13 protein-coding genes are annotated in these 14,990 nt (G+C 65.4%); 6 read left to right on the top strand and 7 right to left on the bottom strand.

Features of this window, described 5'->3' with window-relative positions; translation table 11 throughout:
- Nucleotides 1-305: 305 nt before the first annotated feature.
- The 5 genes from ACP7BV_RS04950 to ACP7BV_RS04970 form a co-directional block, all read right to left on the bottom strand.
- Complete coding sequence (locus tag ACP7BV_RS04950; RefSeq protein ID WP_426102103.1) at nt 306-878, bottom strand: hypothetical protein; 573 nt, start codon at nt 876-878, stop codon at nt 306-308.
- A 95-nt stretch (nt 879-973) separates the two neighbouring features.
- Entirely contained in the window at nt 974-2,464 is a 1,491-nt protein-coding gene (locus tag ACP7BV_RS04955; protein ID WP_426102105.1) for an ATPase domain-containing protein, read from the bottom strand.
- Nucleotides 2,457-2,954, bottom strand: a complete 498-nt coding sequence (locus ACP7BV_RS04960) for a hypothetical protein (RefSeq protein WP_426102107.1) — start codon at nt 2,952-2,954, stop codon at nt 2,457-2,459. The genes ACP7BV_RS04955 and ACP7BV_RS04960 overlap by 8 nt, the downstream gene beginning before the upstream one ends.
- A gap of 85 nt (nt 2,955-3,039) precedes the next feature.
- Nucleotides 3,040-3,978 carry a sensor histidine kinase gene (locus ACP7BV_RS04965; protein WP_426102109.1) on the bottom strand — a complete coding sequence of 313 codons (939 nt, stop codon included), beginning with the start codon at nt 3,976-3,978 and terminating at the stop codon, nt 3,040-3,042.
- Nucleotides 3,979-4,233: 255 nt separating this feature from the next.
- Nucleotides 4,234-4,674, bottom strand: coding sequence for a hypothetical protein (locus ACP7BV_RS04970; protein ID WP_426102111.1), 441 nt, complete (start codon nt 4,672-4,674; stop codon nt 4,234-4,236).
- Nucleotides 4,675-4,778: 104 nt separating this feature from the next.
- Between ACP7BV_RS04970 and ACP7BV_RS04975 the strand changes: the two genes are divergently transcribed.
- Nucleotides 4,779-6,860, top strand: a complete 2,082-nt coding sequence (locus ACP7BV_RS04975) for a putative bifunctional diguanylate cyclase/phosphodiesterase (RefSeq protein WP_426102113.1) — start codon at nt 4,779-4,781, stop codon at nt 6,858-6,860.
- Nucleotides 6,861-6,927: 67 nt separating this feature from the next.
- Here the strand turns inward: ACP7BV_RS04975 and ACP7BV_RS04980 are convergent, their stop codons facing one another.
- Entirely contained in the window at nt 6,928-9,912 is a 2,985-nt protein-coding gene (locus ACP7BV_RS04980) for an ATP-binding protein (RefSeq protein ID WP_426102115.1), read from the bottom strand.
- Between the two features lie 415 nt (nt 9,913-10,327).
- On the opposite strand from ACP7BV_RS04980, the gene ACP7BV_RS04985 reads away from it, so the two are divergent.
- The 3 genes from ACP7BV_RS04985 to ACP7BV_RS04995 all read left to right on the top strand — a co-directional run bounded on the left by ACP7BV_RS04985 (nt 10,328) and on the right by ACP7BV_RS04995 (nt 13,188).
- Nucleotides 10,328-11,017 carry a response regulator gene (locus ACP7BV_RS04985; protein WP_426102347.1) on the top strand — a complete coding sequence of 230 codons (690 nt, stop codon included), beginning with the start codon at nt 10,328-10,330 and terminating at the stop codon, nt 11,015-11,017.
- 521 nt (nt 11,018-11,538) lie between these two features.
- Nucleotides 11,539-12,840: a hypothetical protein gene (locus ACP7BV_RS04990; protein WP_426102117.1), complete on the top strand. Its 1,302-nt coding sequence runs from the start codon at nt 11,539-11,541 to the stop codon at nt 12,838-12,840.
- A 24-nt stretch (nt 12,841-12,864) separates the two neighbouring features.
- The gene (locus ACP7BV_RS04995) at nt 12,865-13,188 is read left to right on the top strand and encodes a hypothetical protein (RefSeq protein ID WP_426102119.1); all 324 of its coding nucleotides are present in this window, start codon (nt 12,865-12,867) and stop codon (nt 13,186-13,188) included.
- Between the two features lie 66 nt (nt 13,189-13,254).
- Here the strand turns inward: ACP7BV_RS04995 and ACP7BV_RS05000 are convergent, their stop codons facing one another.
- Nucleotides 13,255-13,383 carry a hypothetical protein gene (locus tag ACP7BV_RS05000; protein ID WP_426102121.1) on the bottom strand — a complete coding sequence of 43 codons (129 nt, stop codon included), beginning with the start codon at nt 13,381-13,383 and terminating at the stop codon, nt 13,255-13,257.
- 38 nt (nt 13,384-13,421) lie between these two features.
- On the opposite strand from ACP7BV_RS05000, the gene ACP7BV_RS05005 reads away from it, so the two are divergent.
- The gene (locus ACP7BV_RS05005; protein ID WP_426102123.1) at nt 13,422-13,886 is read left to right on the top strand and encodes a S8 family serine peptidase; all 465 of its coding nucleotides are present in this window, start codon (nt 13,422-13,424) and stop codon (nt 13,884-13,886) included.
- Entirely contained in the window at nt 13,883-14,926 is a 1,044-nt protein-coding gene (locus tag ACP7BV_RS05010) for a S8 family serine peptidase (RefSeq protein ID WP_426102125.1), read from the top strand. The genes ACP7BV_RS05005 and ACP7BV_RS05010 overlap by 4 nt, the downstream gene beginning before the upstream one ends.
- The last annotated feature ends 64 nt before the right edge of the window (nt 14,927-14,990 follow it).

Raw genomic sequence — 14,990 nt, forward strand, 5'->3', positions numbered from 1 at the left:
GGTCCCGGGCGCCGGCCTGGGCGAACACGACGACACGCTTTGGCGTGAGCAGTTGGCCGACACGCTGCGCCTACATGGAAGAGTTACAGAAAATTTTAGATGCGCTCAGCCGGCGTTTGGCCGATTTTGATTCCCAGGCAAAAAGAGCCGTGCAGGCGCTGGCAACGGCTAATGCCCGCAAATCCGCTCGACCAGGCGGCCGAGATCGACGCCATCCGCCAGTCAGTTCCAAACGGCGGGCGAAAGCACGCTGGAACGCTTGAAGCGGCCCGGCCGTAGCGGCGTGAGGGGGGCGTGAGGGAAGCCTATTCCGTACCGGCCGGTCCCGTCGCCTGCTTCACCGGCGCATCGAGGCGGTATACCGCCACCACCTTGAAGGCGCTCGTCTCGGTCGCCTTCTCGGTGTGGAGCTCGGTACAATCCTCGGCCACCAGGCTGCGCCAGTTGTACACGCCCAGCTTGGAAAACACGGGCGCCGCCTTGGACGTGGCGCCCAGGTCGATGGCGATCATGGCATTGCGCGGCGAACCGGTGTAGTTCACCGACAGCAGCTCAAAGCCGAAAGCGCCCAGCCACGGTTCCCACAAGGCCTTTTCGGTGCCCGCCGTGATCCGGGCGAGCATGTCGGCCAGCGTGATGCCTTTCTTGACGAGCGGGCGGATTGCCGCCAGCGACGGCGCATGGCGCGGATCTGGCGCCAGCTTGCCGGCCCCGCGGGCGGCGATCGCCTTGAGCTCCTTGATGATGGCCGCATCACGCTCCGTATAGTCGCGCATGCGGGCATACAGTTCGCCGTCCAGGAATGGATTGGCGACTTTTTCTTTCTGGGAGCGCGCCAGGGCGCGTTTGGTTGGTGCAGGCTTGTTCGGCGTGGTCATGATCTTGATGGGTAAATGGCAGGGGCGCAGTTTATCACCTTGCGGCGCCGCGCCCCGCCGCGGCGTTCCCACAGCGTTGCCTGCGCGGCTGCACCTCAGCGCGACAGGTACAAATTCTTGCGCGTGCGCGCGGCGCGCCGGCTGCGCACGGGCTGGCCCGACAGGATGCCGGAGAAGCCTGTCAAGCGCCGCCCGATGGTGATGTGCTCGCCGTTGATATCGAAAAAGCGCACGTCCTTGCTGTGCGCGCTACCGCGCACCTTGACCACGGAAACGACCCGCTTGAACTGGCCGTCCAGTTCAATGTAGCGCTGCATGATGATGGCGTCGGCCAGGAACGCATTGCCGTACGAGCTAAATTGCAGCACGGTGTAGCGGTCTTCCAGCTCGGCCGTCATGAGGACGGTGGCCCCCATCCCGGTCAGCACCGCCACCAGCCGGTACAGCGACTCGCGGAAGTTGTCGCGGAAAATGGACGACAGCGCCAGCTCAAAGCCGGACAGGGAATCGATTACCACCCGCGTCGCCTTTTTTTCCTTGATCATGGCCACCAGGTCGTGCAGGATCTCGTCAATCGACAAATCCAGCGTGCGGGTATTGATGATGCCCACCGCGCCAGACTCGACCAGCCGGTTGAGCTTTAAGCTGAGCAGCTGGTTCGGACTCTTTTCAAATGCGGCGATGACGCCCGTTTCGCCCAGGCGCGCCCCTTCGGCCAAAAATTCGGTGGTGAGTACTGTTTTGCCGGAACCGGACGGCCCCACCAGCAGCACCGAATAGCCTTGCGGCACCCCGCCGCCCATCATCTCGTTCAGCTCGGGCACGCCCAGCGACAGGCGCTTGTCGGCGCCAAAGCCGGGCCGCTCCGAGTCCGGTTCCTGCATCATTGCGCGCGGGAACACCTCGACCCCGGTGTCGTCGATGCGAAAGGTATGCGAGCCCAGCCGTTGCGAGCCACCCCGCATTTTCACCACTTGCATCTTGCGCACCATCGAATCGCCGCGCACCAGCTGCGACAGCCACACGATGCCGTCGGCCACGGTAAATACGGGTCCCGATTCAGCTTCGGGCTGCAGGTATTCGCCGATCAAGAACGTGGTCGCCTGCCAGCTCGTCATCTGCATGCCCAACTGCTGCACAAAGTACTGCAGGCCGGCAGCGCCATGGTCGTTGGACGGTGCCGACTGCGCCACCGAACGGAACGAATCGACGAACACCAGGCTCGGCTCGAACTCCTGGACTTCGTCGGCAATGCGCGCAAGCACGCGCTCAAAGTCGCCATCGACCATGTCCGAGGCCAGGTTGACGAACTTGATCGCGCTGTCGATCTTGTCGAAGTCAAAAAACTTGAATTGCTGCTGGTAGCGCAGCATTTTCAGGGGCGGCTCGCCGAGCACGGTAAAAAAGATCGCGCGCGACTGCGGGTTGGCCATGGCAAACATCATCTGGTGGGCCAGCGTGGTCTTGCCGCTGCCGGGCGTGCCGGCGATCAGGTTAAAGGAAAACTCGGGAACGCCGCCGCCCAACAGTTCATCGAAGCCTTGCACGCCGGTTGCCAAACGTTTGATTTCTACCCGCTTATCCATCGTGCTGTTCCTTGCTAATTACGCCTCCGCGCGCGCGGCCGAGTGCGGACTTCAAAATCAACTTCGTCATGTGCGATCCGACCAGCACGGTCAGGATGTCGACCAAGGTGCCAAATAATAGGATGCTGGCGGCCCGTACCCGCTCCGGTTCCTGGCCCGCAAAGCACAGCCGGAACAGTTCGAATTCCGGGTCGGCCGGACGGGCGCGCGGGTCGAATTGCATCCACGGAAAATCGCGTCCCACGCGTTTTGCGGTGCGATACAACAGCGACTCGAAGCCGTCTTCGCCGATGATATTCGACAATGCGTTGGCCAGCGTCTGGAGTAGTTCGATGCTGACATCGACGCTCCCATCCGGGCTGCCGGAAAGGACGCGTTCGATGATCGCGCGCGGTAGTTCTTCGTCTGTCGCCATAGGACCTGCAGAGGTGAGAATAAATAGGTAGTGGTCGTGCCAGCCAATGTTTGTCGAGGCGACGACCGCAATCACGCCGCTGTCGCATCATACCACTTCGTCCCAGGTTGTCGTTCCCCTGTGCGCGCTGCAGCGCCAGGGTAAACCTCATCGCAGCGCCTCATCGCGGGCCTGGCGCGCGCAGCGGCAGCACGACCGTAAACTGGCTGCCGCAGCCGGCCCCGGCACTGTCGACCCGCACCGAGCCGCCATGCAGTTGGGCGATCGAACGCACCAGCGTCAGGCCGATGCCCAGCCCACCCGACCAGGCGTGGGTGCGCTCGTCGCGGCCCTGCTCGAACAGATCAAAAATATGCGGCTGGTCTTCGCGGGCGATGCCTTTTCCCTGGTCGCGCACGGCCACCGCCACGCCGTCCCCGTGCAGCGAGGCGGCCACCACGATGGCCTGGCGCGGCGCCGAAAATTTGCTCGCGTTAAGCAGCAGGTTGGAGAACAACTGCGCCAGTCGCACCGGGTCGCCCTCGAGCGCCAGCGGCGCGGCCGGCAGTTCAACCTGCACTGCTTGCTCGCGCGCGGTCAACGCACTGTGCGCAATGTCGATCGCCCCCTCGATCACCTCGTGCAGCTTGAGCGGGCAAGTGCGCAGCGAAATCTTGCCGGTCGCAATACGGGAGGCGTCGAGCAAGTCGTCGACCAGGCGCACCAGGTGCGCCGCCTGGCGCTCCACGATGGCCAGCAACCTGGGCAGGCGCGGGTGATCGATGACCAGCGTGCGCATGACGCTGTTGGCCACGGCAATGGATGCCATGGGATTGCGCAGCTCATGGGCCAGCATCGACAAAAACTCCGTCTGGCGCTGCGCTGCGGCCTCGGTCGCGGCGCGCGCGTGGTCGGCGTCGCAAGCCGAGCGCACCAGGCGCTCGTTAGCCTGGCGCAGCAAGTTCAGTTCAACGTGCGCGTCGGTCAGATGCTGCTCTTCGTTCAGCAGGCGCCGGTTAAGTTCGGCCAGCACGCCCTTCAGAACCTGGTTTTCAAGGTGCAAGGCCGCGATCGCGTGCTGTGCGTCGAGCGGACCGGCTGCTGCCGCTATCTCATCCATGTTATCCCTGTCCCCTTTGCGCGGGATGCGTGCGAACCGCAGAAAAACCCCCGGCGACGGAGCCGGAAAGCGCGCTGTACAGCACTAACCTGGAATATGTTACTTGAAAGTTTCCTTCCAAAACTTTAATAATCGCTCGCAATTCGCCTCCAAACAACAGCGACCAACTAGCACGCCTTTGTTGCCCGAATTGACCGCAAGTTACAAGCAAGCCGGGATGAACTGACCGATAATGCGCGCGCAAGTATCCGTGCGCTAATGCTCGCTTTGCGGCAAAGGAAATTCGAAACACACACTGCTCACGGCAAGGACCGGGACCGCGTGCGTATCCCATTTCCGGCTGTAGTCGGACAGCGCGATCAAGCCTTCGATGTCGATCAGGATTTCAAACGCGGCGCCGCCCTTGAACATTTCGAGCAGCAGCGCAAAGCGCTGCGCCGACTGGTTCACCGCGACGCTGCATTGGGCGCGCTCGCCGGCGGCGGCGTAGCTGAGCGTAAACGGTTGCGGCGTGCACGCGCTGGTGATCGTCATCACCCAGCGCGCATCGTGCAGCGCTTGCGCGTCGGCCGTGTAGATCTGCGCGTCGCCCGTGGCGTGCATCTGGACGGTGATGGCCGGCGCGTGTTCGATTACCGCGCTGTGCCTGAGGGACAACTGAACCGGGCCTGTCTCGAAACTCAATCTGGTCGGCATGGCGACTTTCCTGATGGCTCGCATGGCGCGATCTTACCATCGGCGTCGGAACCGATCCTGCATTGGCGTGTCCAAGTGAGTGGCAAGCAGAAAAAGGACCGGGTATGACGCTGGCGCGCTTCATCCACGAACAGATTGATGCCATTCTCGAAGACTGGGTTGCTTTTGCACGCGAGGTTCCATCAGCCCACAACTTCGACCTTGCGGTTTTGCGTGACCACGCGGCGGGCATTTTGGCCGCCATCGCCGCCGACCTTGATCACCTCCAGAGCGACGTGCAGCAGGAACAAAAATCAAAGGGTCTGGGGCCGTTAGGGCCGGTCCCAAGTGAAGCCAAAATTCACGGCTCCAACCGGCTGCTCGACGGCTTTAGCGTCAACGATACGGTCTCCGAATTTCGGGCACTGCGCGCTAGCGTGCTACGTCGCTGGAGCGCAGCGCCCGGCGATGTCGCCGGATCAGGCTGTATCGAGCTGACACGCTTTAATGAAGCCGTCGACCAGGCATTGACCGAGTCGCTGGCCGGTTTTTCTGACGACAAGGCGCGCAGCACACGCCTGTTCGACGCGCTGCTGTCGGTCTCGCCCGACCTGAGCTTCATTGTCGGCCTTGACGGCGTGCTTATCTACGGTAACCCGGCCCTTGCGCACGCCTTTGGCTCGCCGCTCAGCGCCCTGACGGGCAAACCGTTCGCGCGCGGCGCGGGCAGCGCCGGCTTCTTCCGGGATGTGCGTCTGGCGGCGCAAACAAAAGCGCCAGCACGCGGCGAACTACTGCGCAAGCACGAAGGTCGCGACCTCGTCTACGAATACCTGCTCGCGCCGGTCGAAGACGAGCAGGGCGGGGTCGAGGCCGTGGCCGGCAGCGCGCGCGACATCACCGAGCGTAAGGCAGCCGAAGATAAAAACCGCATCAGCGCGCACTACGACAACCTGACCGCCCTGCCCAACCGTTACCTGTTCGGCGACCGGCTCGACCAGGAAATCAAGCGCGCCGGACGCATCGGCTTGCCGCTGGCGCTGCTATTCATCGACCTGGACGGCTTCAAGCAGGTGAACGACGACCTCGGCCACGAAGCGGGCGACGACTTGCTGCGCCAGAGCGCGCAGCGGATCGGTCGCTGCGTGCGCGGCACCGACACCGTGGCCCGCTATGGCGGCGACGAATTCACCGCCTTGCTTACCGACATCACCAATTTACCGCACGTGGACATCCTGGCCCAGAACATCCTCGACGAACTGGCGCGCCCGTTCACGCTCGGCACCCGCAGCGTGACCATCTCCGGCTCGATCGGCATTGCGCTCTACCCGCGCGACGCCATCACCGCCGAAGAACTGGTGCGCCATGCCGACAAGGCCATGTATGCCGTCAAGCACGACGGGCGCAGCAGTTTCGCCTTTTTTACGCCCGAGATGCGCGCTGCGGCCAACGGGCGCATGAAGCTGATCGCCGAATTGCGCCAAGCCATGCCGCTGGGCCAGTTGCGCGTGTATTACCAGCCAATTGTCGAGCTCACGCACGGCCTCATCATCGGCGCCGAAGCCCAGGTGCGCTGGCAGCATCCGGTACTGGGATTGCTCGCCGCCGAGCAGTTTTTTGGCCTGGCCGAAGAAGCCGGGCTGGCCGGCCCGATCGACGAATGGGTGCTGGCCGACGCGCTGGCCCGCGCCCAGGAATGGCGCGCGCAGCGGGGCACGCAACTGCTGGTCAGCATCAACAAGTCGCGCGTGGCCGGCTCAGGCCTGGCCGGCGGCGCCCACTGGGAAGCCATTCTCGCCACGCTGGCGCGCGCGCCCTTCCCCGTGGCCCTAGAAATTACCGAAGCGGCGCTGCTCGACACGCGCAGCATGGTTGGCCAGCTCACGGCCGCCGGCGTCCAGCTGTGCCTGGACGATTTCGGCACGGGGCGCTCGTCGATGAGCAGCCTGACCATGGTGCCGCTGACCGGGCTGAAAATCGATCCGTCGCTGGTGCACCGGCTCGACCAGGAAGCGCCGCGCGCGCTGGCCGCCGGCATTATCGTGGCCGCGCACGGCCTGGGCGTGAAAGTGATTGCCGAGTGCGTTGAAAGTGCGGGGCAAGCTGAACAGCTGCGCAGCATCAGTTGCGATTACGCGCAAGGATTCTATTTTTCCGAAGCGCTGGCGTCGGCCAAGTTCGCCGAACTGCTGAAGCGCAGCGCGTAAATGGCGCCGCAGTCCCCCGGCATCATTTTTCGAAAGAACCGTTCTGCGCCAGGGGGCCGCTGAAAAACTATGATGCCTGCAGCAGCGGCGCGGCCCGGTGCGTGATCGCCGCGAGCACCTTTTCCAGTAAGGGCAGGTTGAGTGGCTTGACAAAATAATGATCGAACCCGGCCGCCATGGCTTCGGCCCGGTCATACTCGCCTCCGTAACCCGTGTTGGCAATGAGGGTCGCGTTGGCATTGTGCGCAAACCGGCGCAGGCGGCGCGCCAGCTCGTTGCCGTCCACGCCAGGCAAACCGATGTCGAGTATATACACGTCATAAGCAGTGCTGGCAGCGCGTTCCAGCACCGCCTTGGCCGAATACTCGACGCGCACTTGGTGCCCGAACGTTTCCAGCCACATGCCAAGGATGTTGGCGGCATCGGCGTTGTCGTCGACAATGAGCATGCGCAGCGGCGCAATCGTGGCGGCCTGGCCAGGCCGCTCCGGCGCGGGGGTGCCGGCTGGCGCATCCATCGCCGGCAACAGCACCGTGAAGGCCGAGCCGCGTCCGGCCCCATCGCTCTGGGCGCGCACGGCGCCGCCATGCAGCGTCACCAGGCGCTGCACCAGCGCCAGGCCCAGTCCCAGCCCGCCCTGCGAGCGGTCCGACGAACGCTTTTCTTGCGAAAACAGCTCGAACACATGGGGCAGCAAGTCGGCATTCATGCCGACCCCGTCGTCGCGTACCGTCATGGCCACTTCGCCGCCGGCCTGCCGCACTTCGACCTGGATGTACCCCTTGGCGGGCGTGTACTTGGCCGCGTTTTGCAACAGGTTCGTCAGAATCTGGACCAGCCGCTTGCGGTCGCCCATCACCATCGCCGGCACGCCCGGGTTGTCGATCGACAGGCGGTGAGAGCGCTCCTGCATCATCGGCATGACCTGCTCCACCGCTTCGCCCACGATGCTCCAGATATCCTGGGCCGAGCGCTCCAGCGTGACCAGGCCGGAGGTGACGCGCGAGACGTCGAGCAAGTCGTTGATCAGGCTGGTCATGTGATCGGCCTGGCGCGCGATCACGGCGCCCATGCGCTGCACCTGCTTGCCGTCGCCGTGAACCATGTCGAGCAGCTGGGCGGCGGCGCGGATGGGCGCGAGCGGGTTGCGCAGCTCATGCGCGAGCATCGCCAGAAATTCATCCTTGCGCACATTGGCGTCCTGCAGCGCCTGTTGCGCGTTTTTCAAGCCCGTCACGTCGATGGCCACGCTGCGCACCGTACGCGCCACGCCGCTCTCGTCGGCGATGAATTTGCCGTGAATTTGCAGCCACAGCGGTTCGTCGACGCCGGCGCGCTTGATGCGCACCACTTCCTCGTAACTGCCGCAATGCGCTTCGGCCGCCTCCCCGGCGCGCGTGAGGCGCTCGAGGTCTTCTTCCCAGACCGACTTCCAGACGTCGCCAATGCTGGCCCAGGTGCCGCCGAATACTTCCCGCGTATTTTGCGAAAACGTGATCTGTTCGGTGACCAGGTCCCAGTCCCAGATCGCCATGCGCGCCGCGACCATGCCTTCGCCCATCCGCTCGCGCGTGGTATCGAGCGCCTCCTTGGCCAGGTGCCGTTCGGTGGTGTCGCTGCCCTCGACAAAAATGCCGGTGACGGCGCCATTGGCGTCAACGATCGGCTGGAACACGAAGTCGACATACACCAGCCTGGCCGGCTCGCTGGCGCGCGCTTGCATCAGCAGCGGCACATCGTGCGCGGCGCGCGGGGTGGCGCTGGCGTAGGCGGCGTCGAGCAGCTCGAAATAGCCCTGCCCTTCGACTTCGGGCAGCGCGTCGCGCACGGCCAGGCCGAGCAGCGCGCGCTCGCCGACCACGCTCATATAAGCGGCGTTGACGAATTCATACACATGCGCGGGGCCGCTGAGCATGGCCATGAAGCCGGGCGCCTGCTCGAACAGCGAACGCAGGCGCTCGCTTTTGGCGCTGCGCGCAAAGGTCAAGGCGCGTTCGGCCTCGCGCTGGCGCTCTTGCGCATCGGCGTGCTCCATCGCGTTCCAGATGCGCTCGGCGATATCGCGCACCAGCGGGATGTGGCTGGGCGACCATTGACACGGGGCGTCCTGGTGCAGCGTCAAGATGGCGACCAGGGCGCCCGCCTTGATCACGGGCACCTTCATGCAGGCGCGCGTTTGCAAACCGGCATACGCGGCGGCATGCGAGGCCGTGCGCGGGTCGGCTTGAACGTCGGCAATCGTGACGACCTCGGCCGCGCAGAGGGCAGCGCTCACGGCCGGGCCGTAGGCGTCGATGGCGCCGCCCACTCCCGCCAGGCTGGGCACGCGCTCGGCTTCCCATGAATGACGCGTGACAAACCGGCTGCCGCCGGCGTCAACTTCGGCGTAATCGATCTGCGACACGGGCAAATAATCGCTGAGCAAATGAAACGCGGCGCTCGCGATCGCGTCCGAGTCGGTCAGGCCGCGCAAGGTGTCGGCGATCTGCAACTGGAGCGTGCGATTGCGCTCGCTTTCTTCGCGCCGCGCAATTTCGTCGGTCAGGCGCTGGTTGATCGCTTCGAGCGCGACCCTGGCGCGGTGTTCGGCGCTGACGTCGCTGCAAATGACCAGCACGCCGCAGACGCCGCCCTCGTCGCGGATCGGGCTGTAGCCATAGTTCCACCAGACGTCTTCGCGCGCGCCGCGCCGGGTGACGGGAATGAGTTGGTCTTCGTGCCAGGTGGCCGGGCCGCCGGCCATGATAGCGTCCACTTGCGGGCCGGTCACGGACCAGATTTCACCCCAGGCTTCCCTGCCGCTCTGGCCCAGCATGCCAGGGTGGCGCTCCGGCCCCAGTGTATCGCGATAGCTCTCGTTATAGAACTGCACCAGTTGCGGCCCCCACCACACCAGCATGGGCTGGTGCGACGCCAGGATCAGGTGCAAGGTGTGCTTGAGCGTGTCGGGCCAGGCGCCGGGTGCGCCCAGCGCCGTGGCCGCCCAGTTTTTTTCGCGCATCAAGGCGCCGAGTTCACCACCCTGAGCGAGAAATTCCGGGGTTAATTTCATGTAGTTTTTTCCACCGGCGCTACTGTACTGACAACTGCCTGGGACGCCGAATCCGCAAACGCTGCTGCTTTGGCGACCCGCCCCGCTGCGCCGGGCGCGCCCACTAACCTGCTTTCCAACAGTATTGCTCCTTACCGCTCGCGTGTATGCCGGGTACCGAACACAGTGCGCGCGACGTGGGCGTTTTCACCGAAAATTGAAGAAAAGGGAGCGGGCGTACAAATTCGCTGGACATTTTTGCGGCAGTGCAGCATTATTAGGTCGTCTCCTCCAACTTCTACCAAGAATTGGATTTGCCTGCCCTTCGGGGCAGGCTTTTTTTTGCCCGTCGCATGTCGCCGCGTATCAGGCCGCCAACAGGAGCGCGGTGACAGGCGCCGTGTCGCGCCACGGCGCCCTTTGCTATCATGGTGAAATGAACAATGTGCTGCTCATCGACGACGACGTGGAACTGGTGGAGATGCTGCGCGACTACCTGACCCGGGAAGGTTTTGGGATGGGCATGGCGTACGATGGCGCAAGCGGCGCCGCGCTGGCGCTCGGCGGGCAATTTTGCATTGCCATCGTCGACGTGATGATGACGCGCATGAACGGCATTCAAACGCTGCGCCTGATCCGCGAAAAAAGCCGCTTGCCCATCCTGATGCTGACCGGGCGCGGCGACGACACCGACCGCATCCTGGGGCTGGAACTGGGCGCCGACGACTATGTCACCAAGCCGTGCACGCCACGCGAACTGACGGCGCGCATCCGCGCCATCTTGCGGCGCGCCCATCCGCCGCCGGACAACAGCAGCGGTCCGGTCACGCTGGCGGTGGGCAAGCTGCTCATGGTGCCGTCGCTGCGCCGCGCTTCCTGGAACGGCGCCATGCTCGCGCTCACCAGCACCGAATTCAACCTGCTCGAAGTGCTGGCCATGCATCCGGGCCGCCCCGTGAGCAAGAATGAACTGTCCGAGCTGGGCCTTGGCCGGCCGCTGGCGCGCTTCGACCGCAACATCGACGTTCATCTGTCGAGCCTGCGCCACAAGCTCGGCCTGCTCGACGATGGCCGCTCCTGCCTGCTCACCGTGTATCGCCAGGGCTACCAGTTGATCAGCGAGTAGCCACGCCAGTGACGAGTGCAAGCAGCTGGTCGTGCCCGGGGCCGGCGCCAAGGACGTGCTGAGCTCCGGCGGCCGCGCCTGGACCTTGGCATTACCCTGCCCGTGCCGGCCCCAAAATAAAGTCTGAACTCTGCGCCCTGCCGCGCGCCTAACTGGACACGGGCGCCGGCAAACGGGCCGGCGCCACCAGACGGGGCATGCCATGGGCGGCAAACTGCATCGCTGTGCAATAACCATGCTGCTGGCCATCCTGGCCGGCGCGCTCGCCGTCGCCCGGGGGGCGCCGGTCAGCCTACCGGCCTACGGGGTCGACGTCACGCAAAGCTCGGTGTCGGGCCTGTCGGCAGGCGCCTATATGGCGGTCCAGATGCACGTGGCGCACTCGTCGATCATGCAAGGGGTGGGCGTGTTCGCCGGCGGCCCTTACCACTGCGCCGAGGGCAATGTCTTCATCGCCCAGACGCGCTGCATGAGTCCCAACCTCTTTTTCCCGGCGCCTACGGCGGGCGACATCGCGCGCTTTGCCCAGCTCACGCGCGCGCGCCGCCGCCGGCCTGATCGACAACCCGGCCAATCTGGCGCGCCAAAAGGCCTGGATCTTCGTCGGCACCGACGACGACGTGGTGCGCCCGGCCGTGGTCGACACCCTGAGCGCCTACTACGCCAACTTCATGCCGGCCCAGAACATCGTCTACCGCCATGACATCGAGACCTTCCATAACCAGGTTGTGCTCGAAGGCGACCGCCGCGTGCAGCCTTGCGCCTACAAGAACAACGCCATCTTGCGCGACGCCTACGTCAACGACTGCGACTATGACGCCGCGGGCGAACTGTTGCAGCATATCTACGGGCCGCTCGCGCCGCGCAACGGCGGCGTGCTGTCGGGCAGCTTCATCGCATTTAACCAGAATGAATTCATCGCCGGCGCGCGCAGCGCAGGCATGGACGACAGCGGCTGGGCCTACGTGCCGGCCAGCTGCGCGCAGGGCGCGCAATGCCGGGGGCACGTGGCCTTTCACGGCTGCTTTCAGTATGCACAGTATGTCGATGACGCCTATGTGCGCAACAGCGGCCTGAATCAATGGGCCGACAGCAACAGGTTGATCGTGCTGTATCCGCAGACGGTAAGTATTGCGCTACGCAACCCGAATGGCTGCTTCGATTGGTGGGGCTATACCTCGCCCGACACTTACGACACGCGCAACGGCGTTCAGATCGCGCCCGTCAAGCGCATGCTCGACCGCCTGGCCGCGCCCCGCACGGGGGCCGGCGGCGGCGGCGCCGGCGAGGTACACCAGCTGGTCTTTGCCAGCAATGCCGCCGACGACGGCTACGTCAAGGCGCGCGCCGGCGGCGGCGCTGCCGAAACGGGCGTTTTTTCCAGCCTGGCCACTGGCCGGGGCAGCGACGGCAAATTTAATCGCGCCGTGCTCTCGTTCGACACCAGCGCCATTCCCGCCGGCGCTACGGTCGTGCGCGCCGTGCTGCGCGTAACCCATCACTGGCGCTTTGGCTACCCGTGGGACGACGCCGCGGCCGGCCCGATCACGATCGACGTGGCGCGCGGCGTCTTTGGCGCGCGCGCCAGCGCCGAGCCGGCCGACTGGGGGGTATCACCCACGGCCGCGGCAGTGGCCAGCATCGCCCGGTTCACCGGCGCCGGCCTGTCGGGTCCATTTAGCGCGGCCGGCCTGGCGGCGCTCAACCAGGGCAGCGGCGCCATCACTCAACTGCGGCTGCAATTTTCCGACAAGCAGAGCGCACCGGGCTATGTACGCATCGCCGACGGTGCGCTCGCCACGCTGAGCGTTGACTACCGCTAGCGCAACCATCACCAGGGAGCAAACATGACCGACACCACATTTTTCTGGCAGGGCGGACGCAAGATCGCGGTGCGCAAGGACGACGCCGACATCACGATCCGGGCCGCCACCGCCGAACAGGCGCAGCAGGCGGCGGCGCGCGCCGGCGTCAATCTGCTGCAAGTGCAAAGCGTGGCGCCCGGACTGGTGCGCGCCACCGTGCCCGGGCCGGAGCGCGAACGGGTCGGTCGACGCCATGCGCGCGGCCCGCCATGTCGTGCACCACGTCTACCGCGACCGCGAAAGCGGCGAGACCGAATACCTCATCACCGAGAGCTTTTTCATCAAGTTCAAGCCCGACACGCCTGACGAGCGCAGCAGTGCCTATTTGCAGGACCGGCACCTGGTGCGTGAGCGCGACCTGGGCAACCTGACTTACCTGGTGCGCGTGACCGACGCCACCGGCAGCAATCCGATCGGCGCGGCCAACGCCGCCGCGACTGACGCCGACATCGAGTACGCCGAGCCGAACATCATCCGCCCGTTGACCAGGTTCGCCTTCATTCCCGCCGACGAGCGTTTCGCCCAGCAGTGGCATTTGCATGCGCCGGCCAGCGTCGCGCCCGACCTGGTGGCCGGGGGCCGGGATTTTCGCGCCGGACGCGTGGGACAGCACGCTGGGACGGCGCGACATCGTGGTGGCCGTCGCCGACGACGGCTTCGACCTGACCCACCCCGACTTCCAGGGCCAGGACAAGGTGCGCGCGCGCCTGAACGCGGTGCTGGGCGGCGATGCCGACAATGCGTCGATCGCCTGGAACGACGACGTGCAGCCGCGCGCCGGCAACTACCATGGCACGCCCTGCCTGGGCGTGGCCGTGGCCGAAGGCAATGGCAGCGGCGTGATCGGCGTGGCGCCCGGCTGCGCGCTGGTGGCCGTGCGCTTTCCGCTGGGCGCCATGTCGGACGCCCATTTCATCGTCATGTTCGACAAGATCTCGACGCTGGCTGACGTGCTCTCGTGCTCTCGTGCTCATGGGGCGTCGGTCCCGCCGACGCCCCCATGAGCCGCGCGCTGCATGATGCCATGGCCAGGCTGGCGCGCAGTGGCGGGCGGCGCGGCAAGGGCCTGGTGTTTTGCATTGCGGCGGGCAACAGCAATTGTCCGGTGGCCGACCTGGACAATACGCTCGCCTACCGCTACCGCGACCACGACGGCGCCCTGCGCAGCTACCGCGGCCCGATCGATCGCTGGGTCGCCGCCCACCCGGACGTGATCACCGTCAGCGCCAGCACTTCGCGCAAGACGCGCGCCCCCTATTCGTCCTGGGGGCGCCAGATCAGCGTGTGCGCACCGTCCGACAACTGGGACAACCTGGGTCTGTCCACGCCGCCCGGGCGCGGCATTACTACCACCGACAACGAAGGCGCAGGTCCAGGGTCTGACTTTACGCCCGACTCGCGCTTTACGGGACGCTTTGGCGGCACCTCGAGCGCCACGCCGACGGTGGCCGGCGTGTGCGCTCTGGTGCTCTCGGCCAATGCACAACTGTCCGCGCTGCAGGTCAAGACCCTGGTGCAAGGCACGGCCGACAAGGACCTGTCGCTGGCTACCGACACCGCCGTTAACCGAGCGGGCGACTTCAACGCCGACGGCTTCAGCCTGTGGTTCGGTTACGGCAAGGTCAACGCGGCGCGCGCGGTGCGCCAGGCCTTGGCCGGCGCGGCCGACACGCGCCGCATCGACCTTGGGCAAGAGCCCAACCTGGCTATTCCCGACGCGGGCGCGCCGGTGGCCAGCGCCATCGACGTCAACGACGACGGGCGCATCGGCGACATCCGCCTGCAGGTGGACATCCGCCACACCTATATTGGCGACCTGCGTATCGAGCTCATTGCGCCCGACAACAGCGCCGTGCTGCTGCATAACCATGCCGGCGGAGCGGCGCACAACCTGGTGCGCGCCTATACGCCGCAAGACACGCCCGGCCTGCGCGCACTGCTCGGGCGCCCGATCCGTGGGCGCTGGCAGCTGAACGTGCGCGACGACGCCGGCTTCGATGTGGGACGGCTCGCCGCGTGGCGACTGGCCGCGCGCGTGACGTAGCAGCCAGTGACGTAGCAGCCAGTGACGTAGCAGCCAGTGACGTAGCGGCCAAGGACGTAGCAGC

Origin of the sequence: Massilia sp. TSP1-1-2 (assembly GCF_049896185.1) — a bacterium.
Taxonomy (GTDB): domain Bacteria; phylum Pseudomonadota; class Gammaproteobacteria; order Burkholderiales; family Burkholderiaceae_D; genus Telluria_A.

What these genes read in the sequence shown, in the direction of transcription:
- ACP7BV_RS04950 (WP_426102103.1), bottom strand. Translation starts at nt 878, where the DNA reads ATGACCACGCCGAACAAGCCTGCACCAACCAAACGCGCCCTGGCGCGC.
- ACP7BV_RS04955 (WP_426102105.1), bottom strand. Translation starts at nt 2,464, where the DNA reads ATGGATAAGCGGGTAGAAATCAAACGTTTGGCAACCGGCGTGCAAGGC.
- ACP7BV_RS04965 (WP_426102109.1), bottom strand. Translation starts at nt 3,978, where the DNA reads ATGGATGAGATAGCGGCAGCAGCCGGTCCGCTCGACGCACAGCACGCG.
- ACP7BV_RS04970 (WP_426102111.1), bottom strand. Translation starts at nt 4,674, where the DNA reads ATGCCGACCAGATTGAGTTTCGAGACAGGCCCGGTTCAGTTGTCCCTC.
- ACP7BV_RS04975 (WP_426102113.1), top strand. Translation starts at nt 4,779, where the DNA reads ATGACGCTGGCGCGCTTCATCCACGAACAGATTGATGCCATTCTCGAA.
- ACP7BV_RS04980 (WP_426102115.1), bottom strand. Translation starts at nt 9,912, where the DNA reads ATGAAATTAACCCCGGAATTTCTCGCTCAGGGTGGTGAACTCGGCGCC.
- ACP7BV_RS04985 (WP_426102347.1), top strand. Translation starts at nt 10,328, where the DNA reads ATGAACAATGTGCTGCTCATCGACGACGACGTGGAACTGGTGGAGATG.
- ACP7BV_RS04995 (WP_426102119.1), top strand. Translation starts at nt 12,865, where the DNA reads ATGACCGACACCACATTTTTCTGGCAGGGCGGACGCAAGATCGCGGTG.
- ACP7BV_RS05000 (WP_426102121.1), bottom strand. Translation starts at nt 13,383, where the DNA reads ATGAAGGCGAACCTGGTCAACGGGCGGATGATGTTCGGCTCGGCGTAC.
- ACP7BV_RS05005 (WP_426102123.1), top strand. Translation starts at nt 13,422, where the DNA reads ATGCGCCGGCCAGCGTCGCGCCCGACCTGGTGGCCGGGGGCCGGGATT.
- ACP7BV_RS05010 (WP_426102125.1), top strand. Translation starts at nt 13,883, where the DNA reads ATGAGCCGCGCGCTGCATGATGCCATGGCCAGGCTGGCGCGCAGTGGC.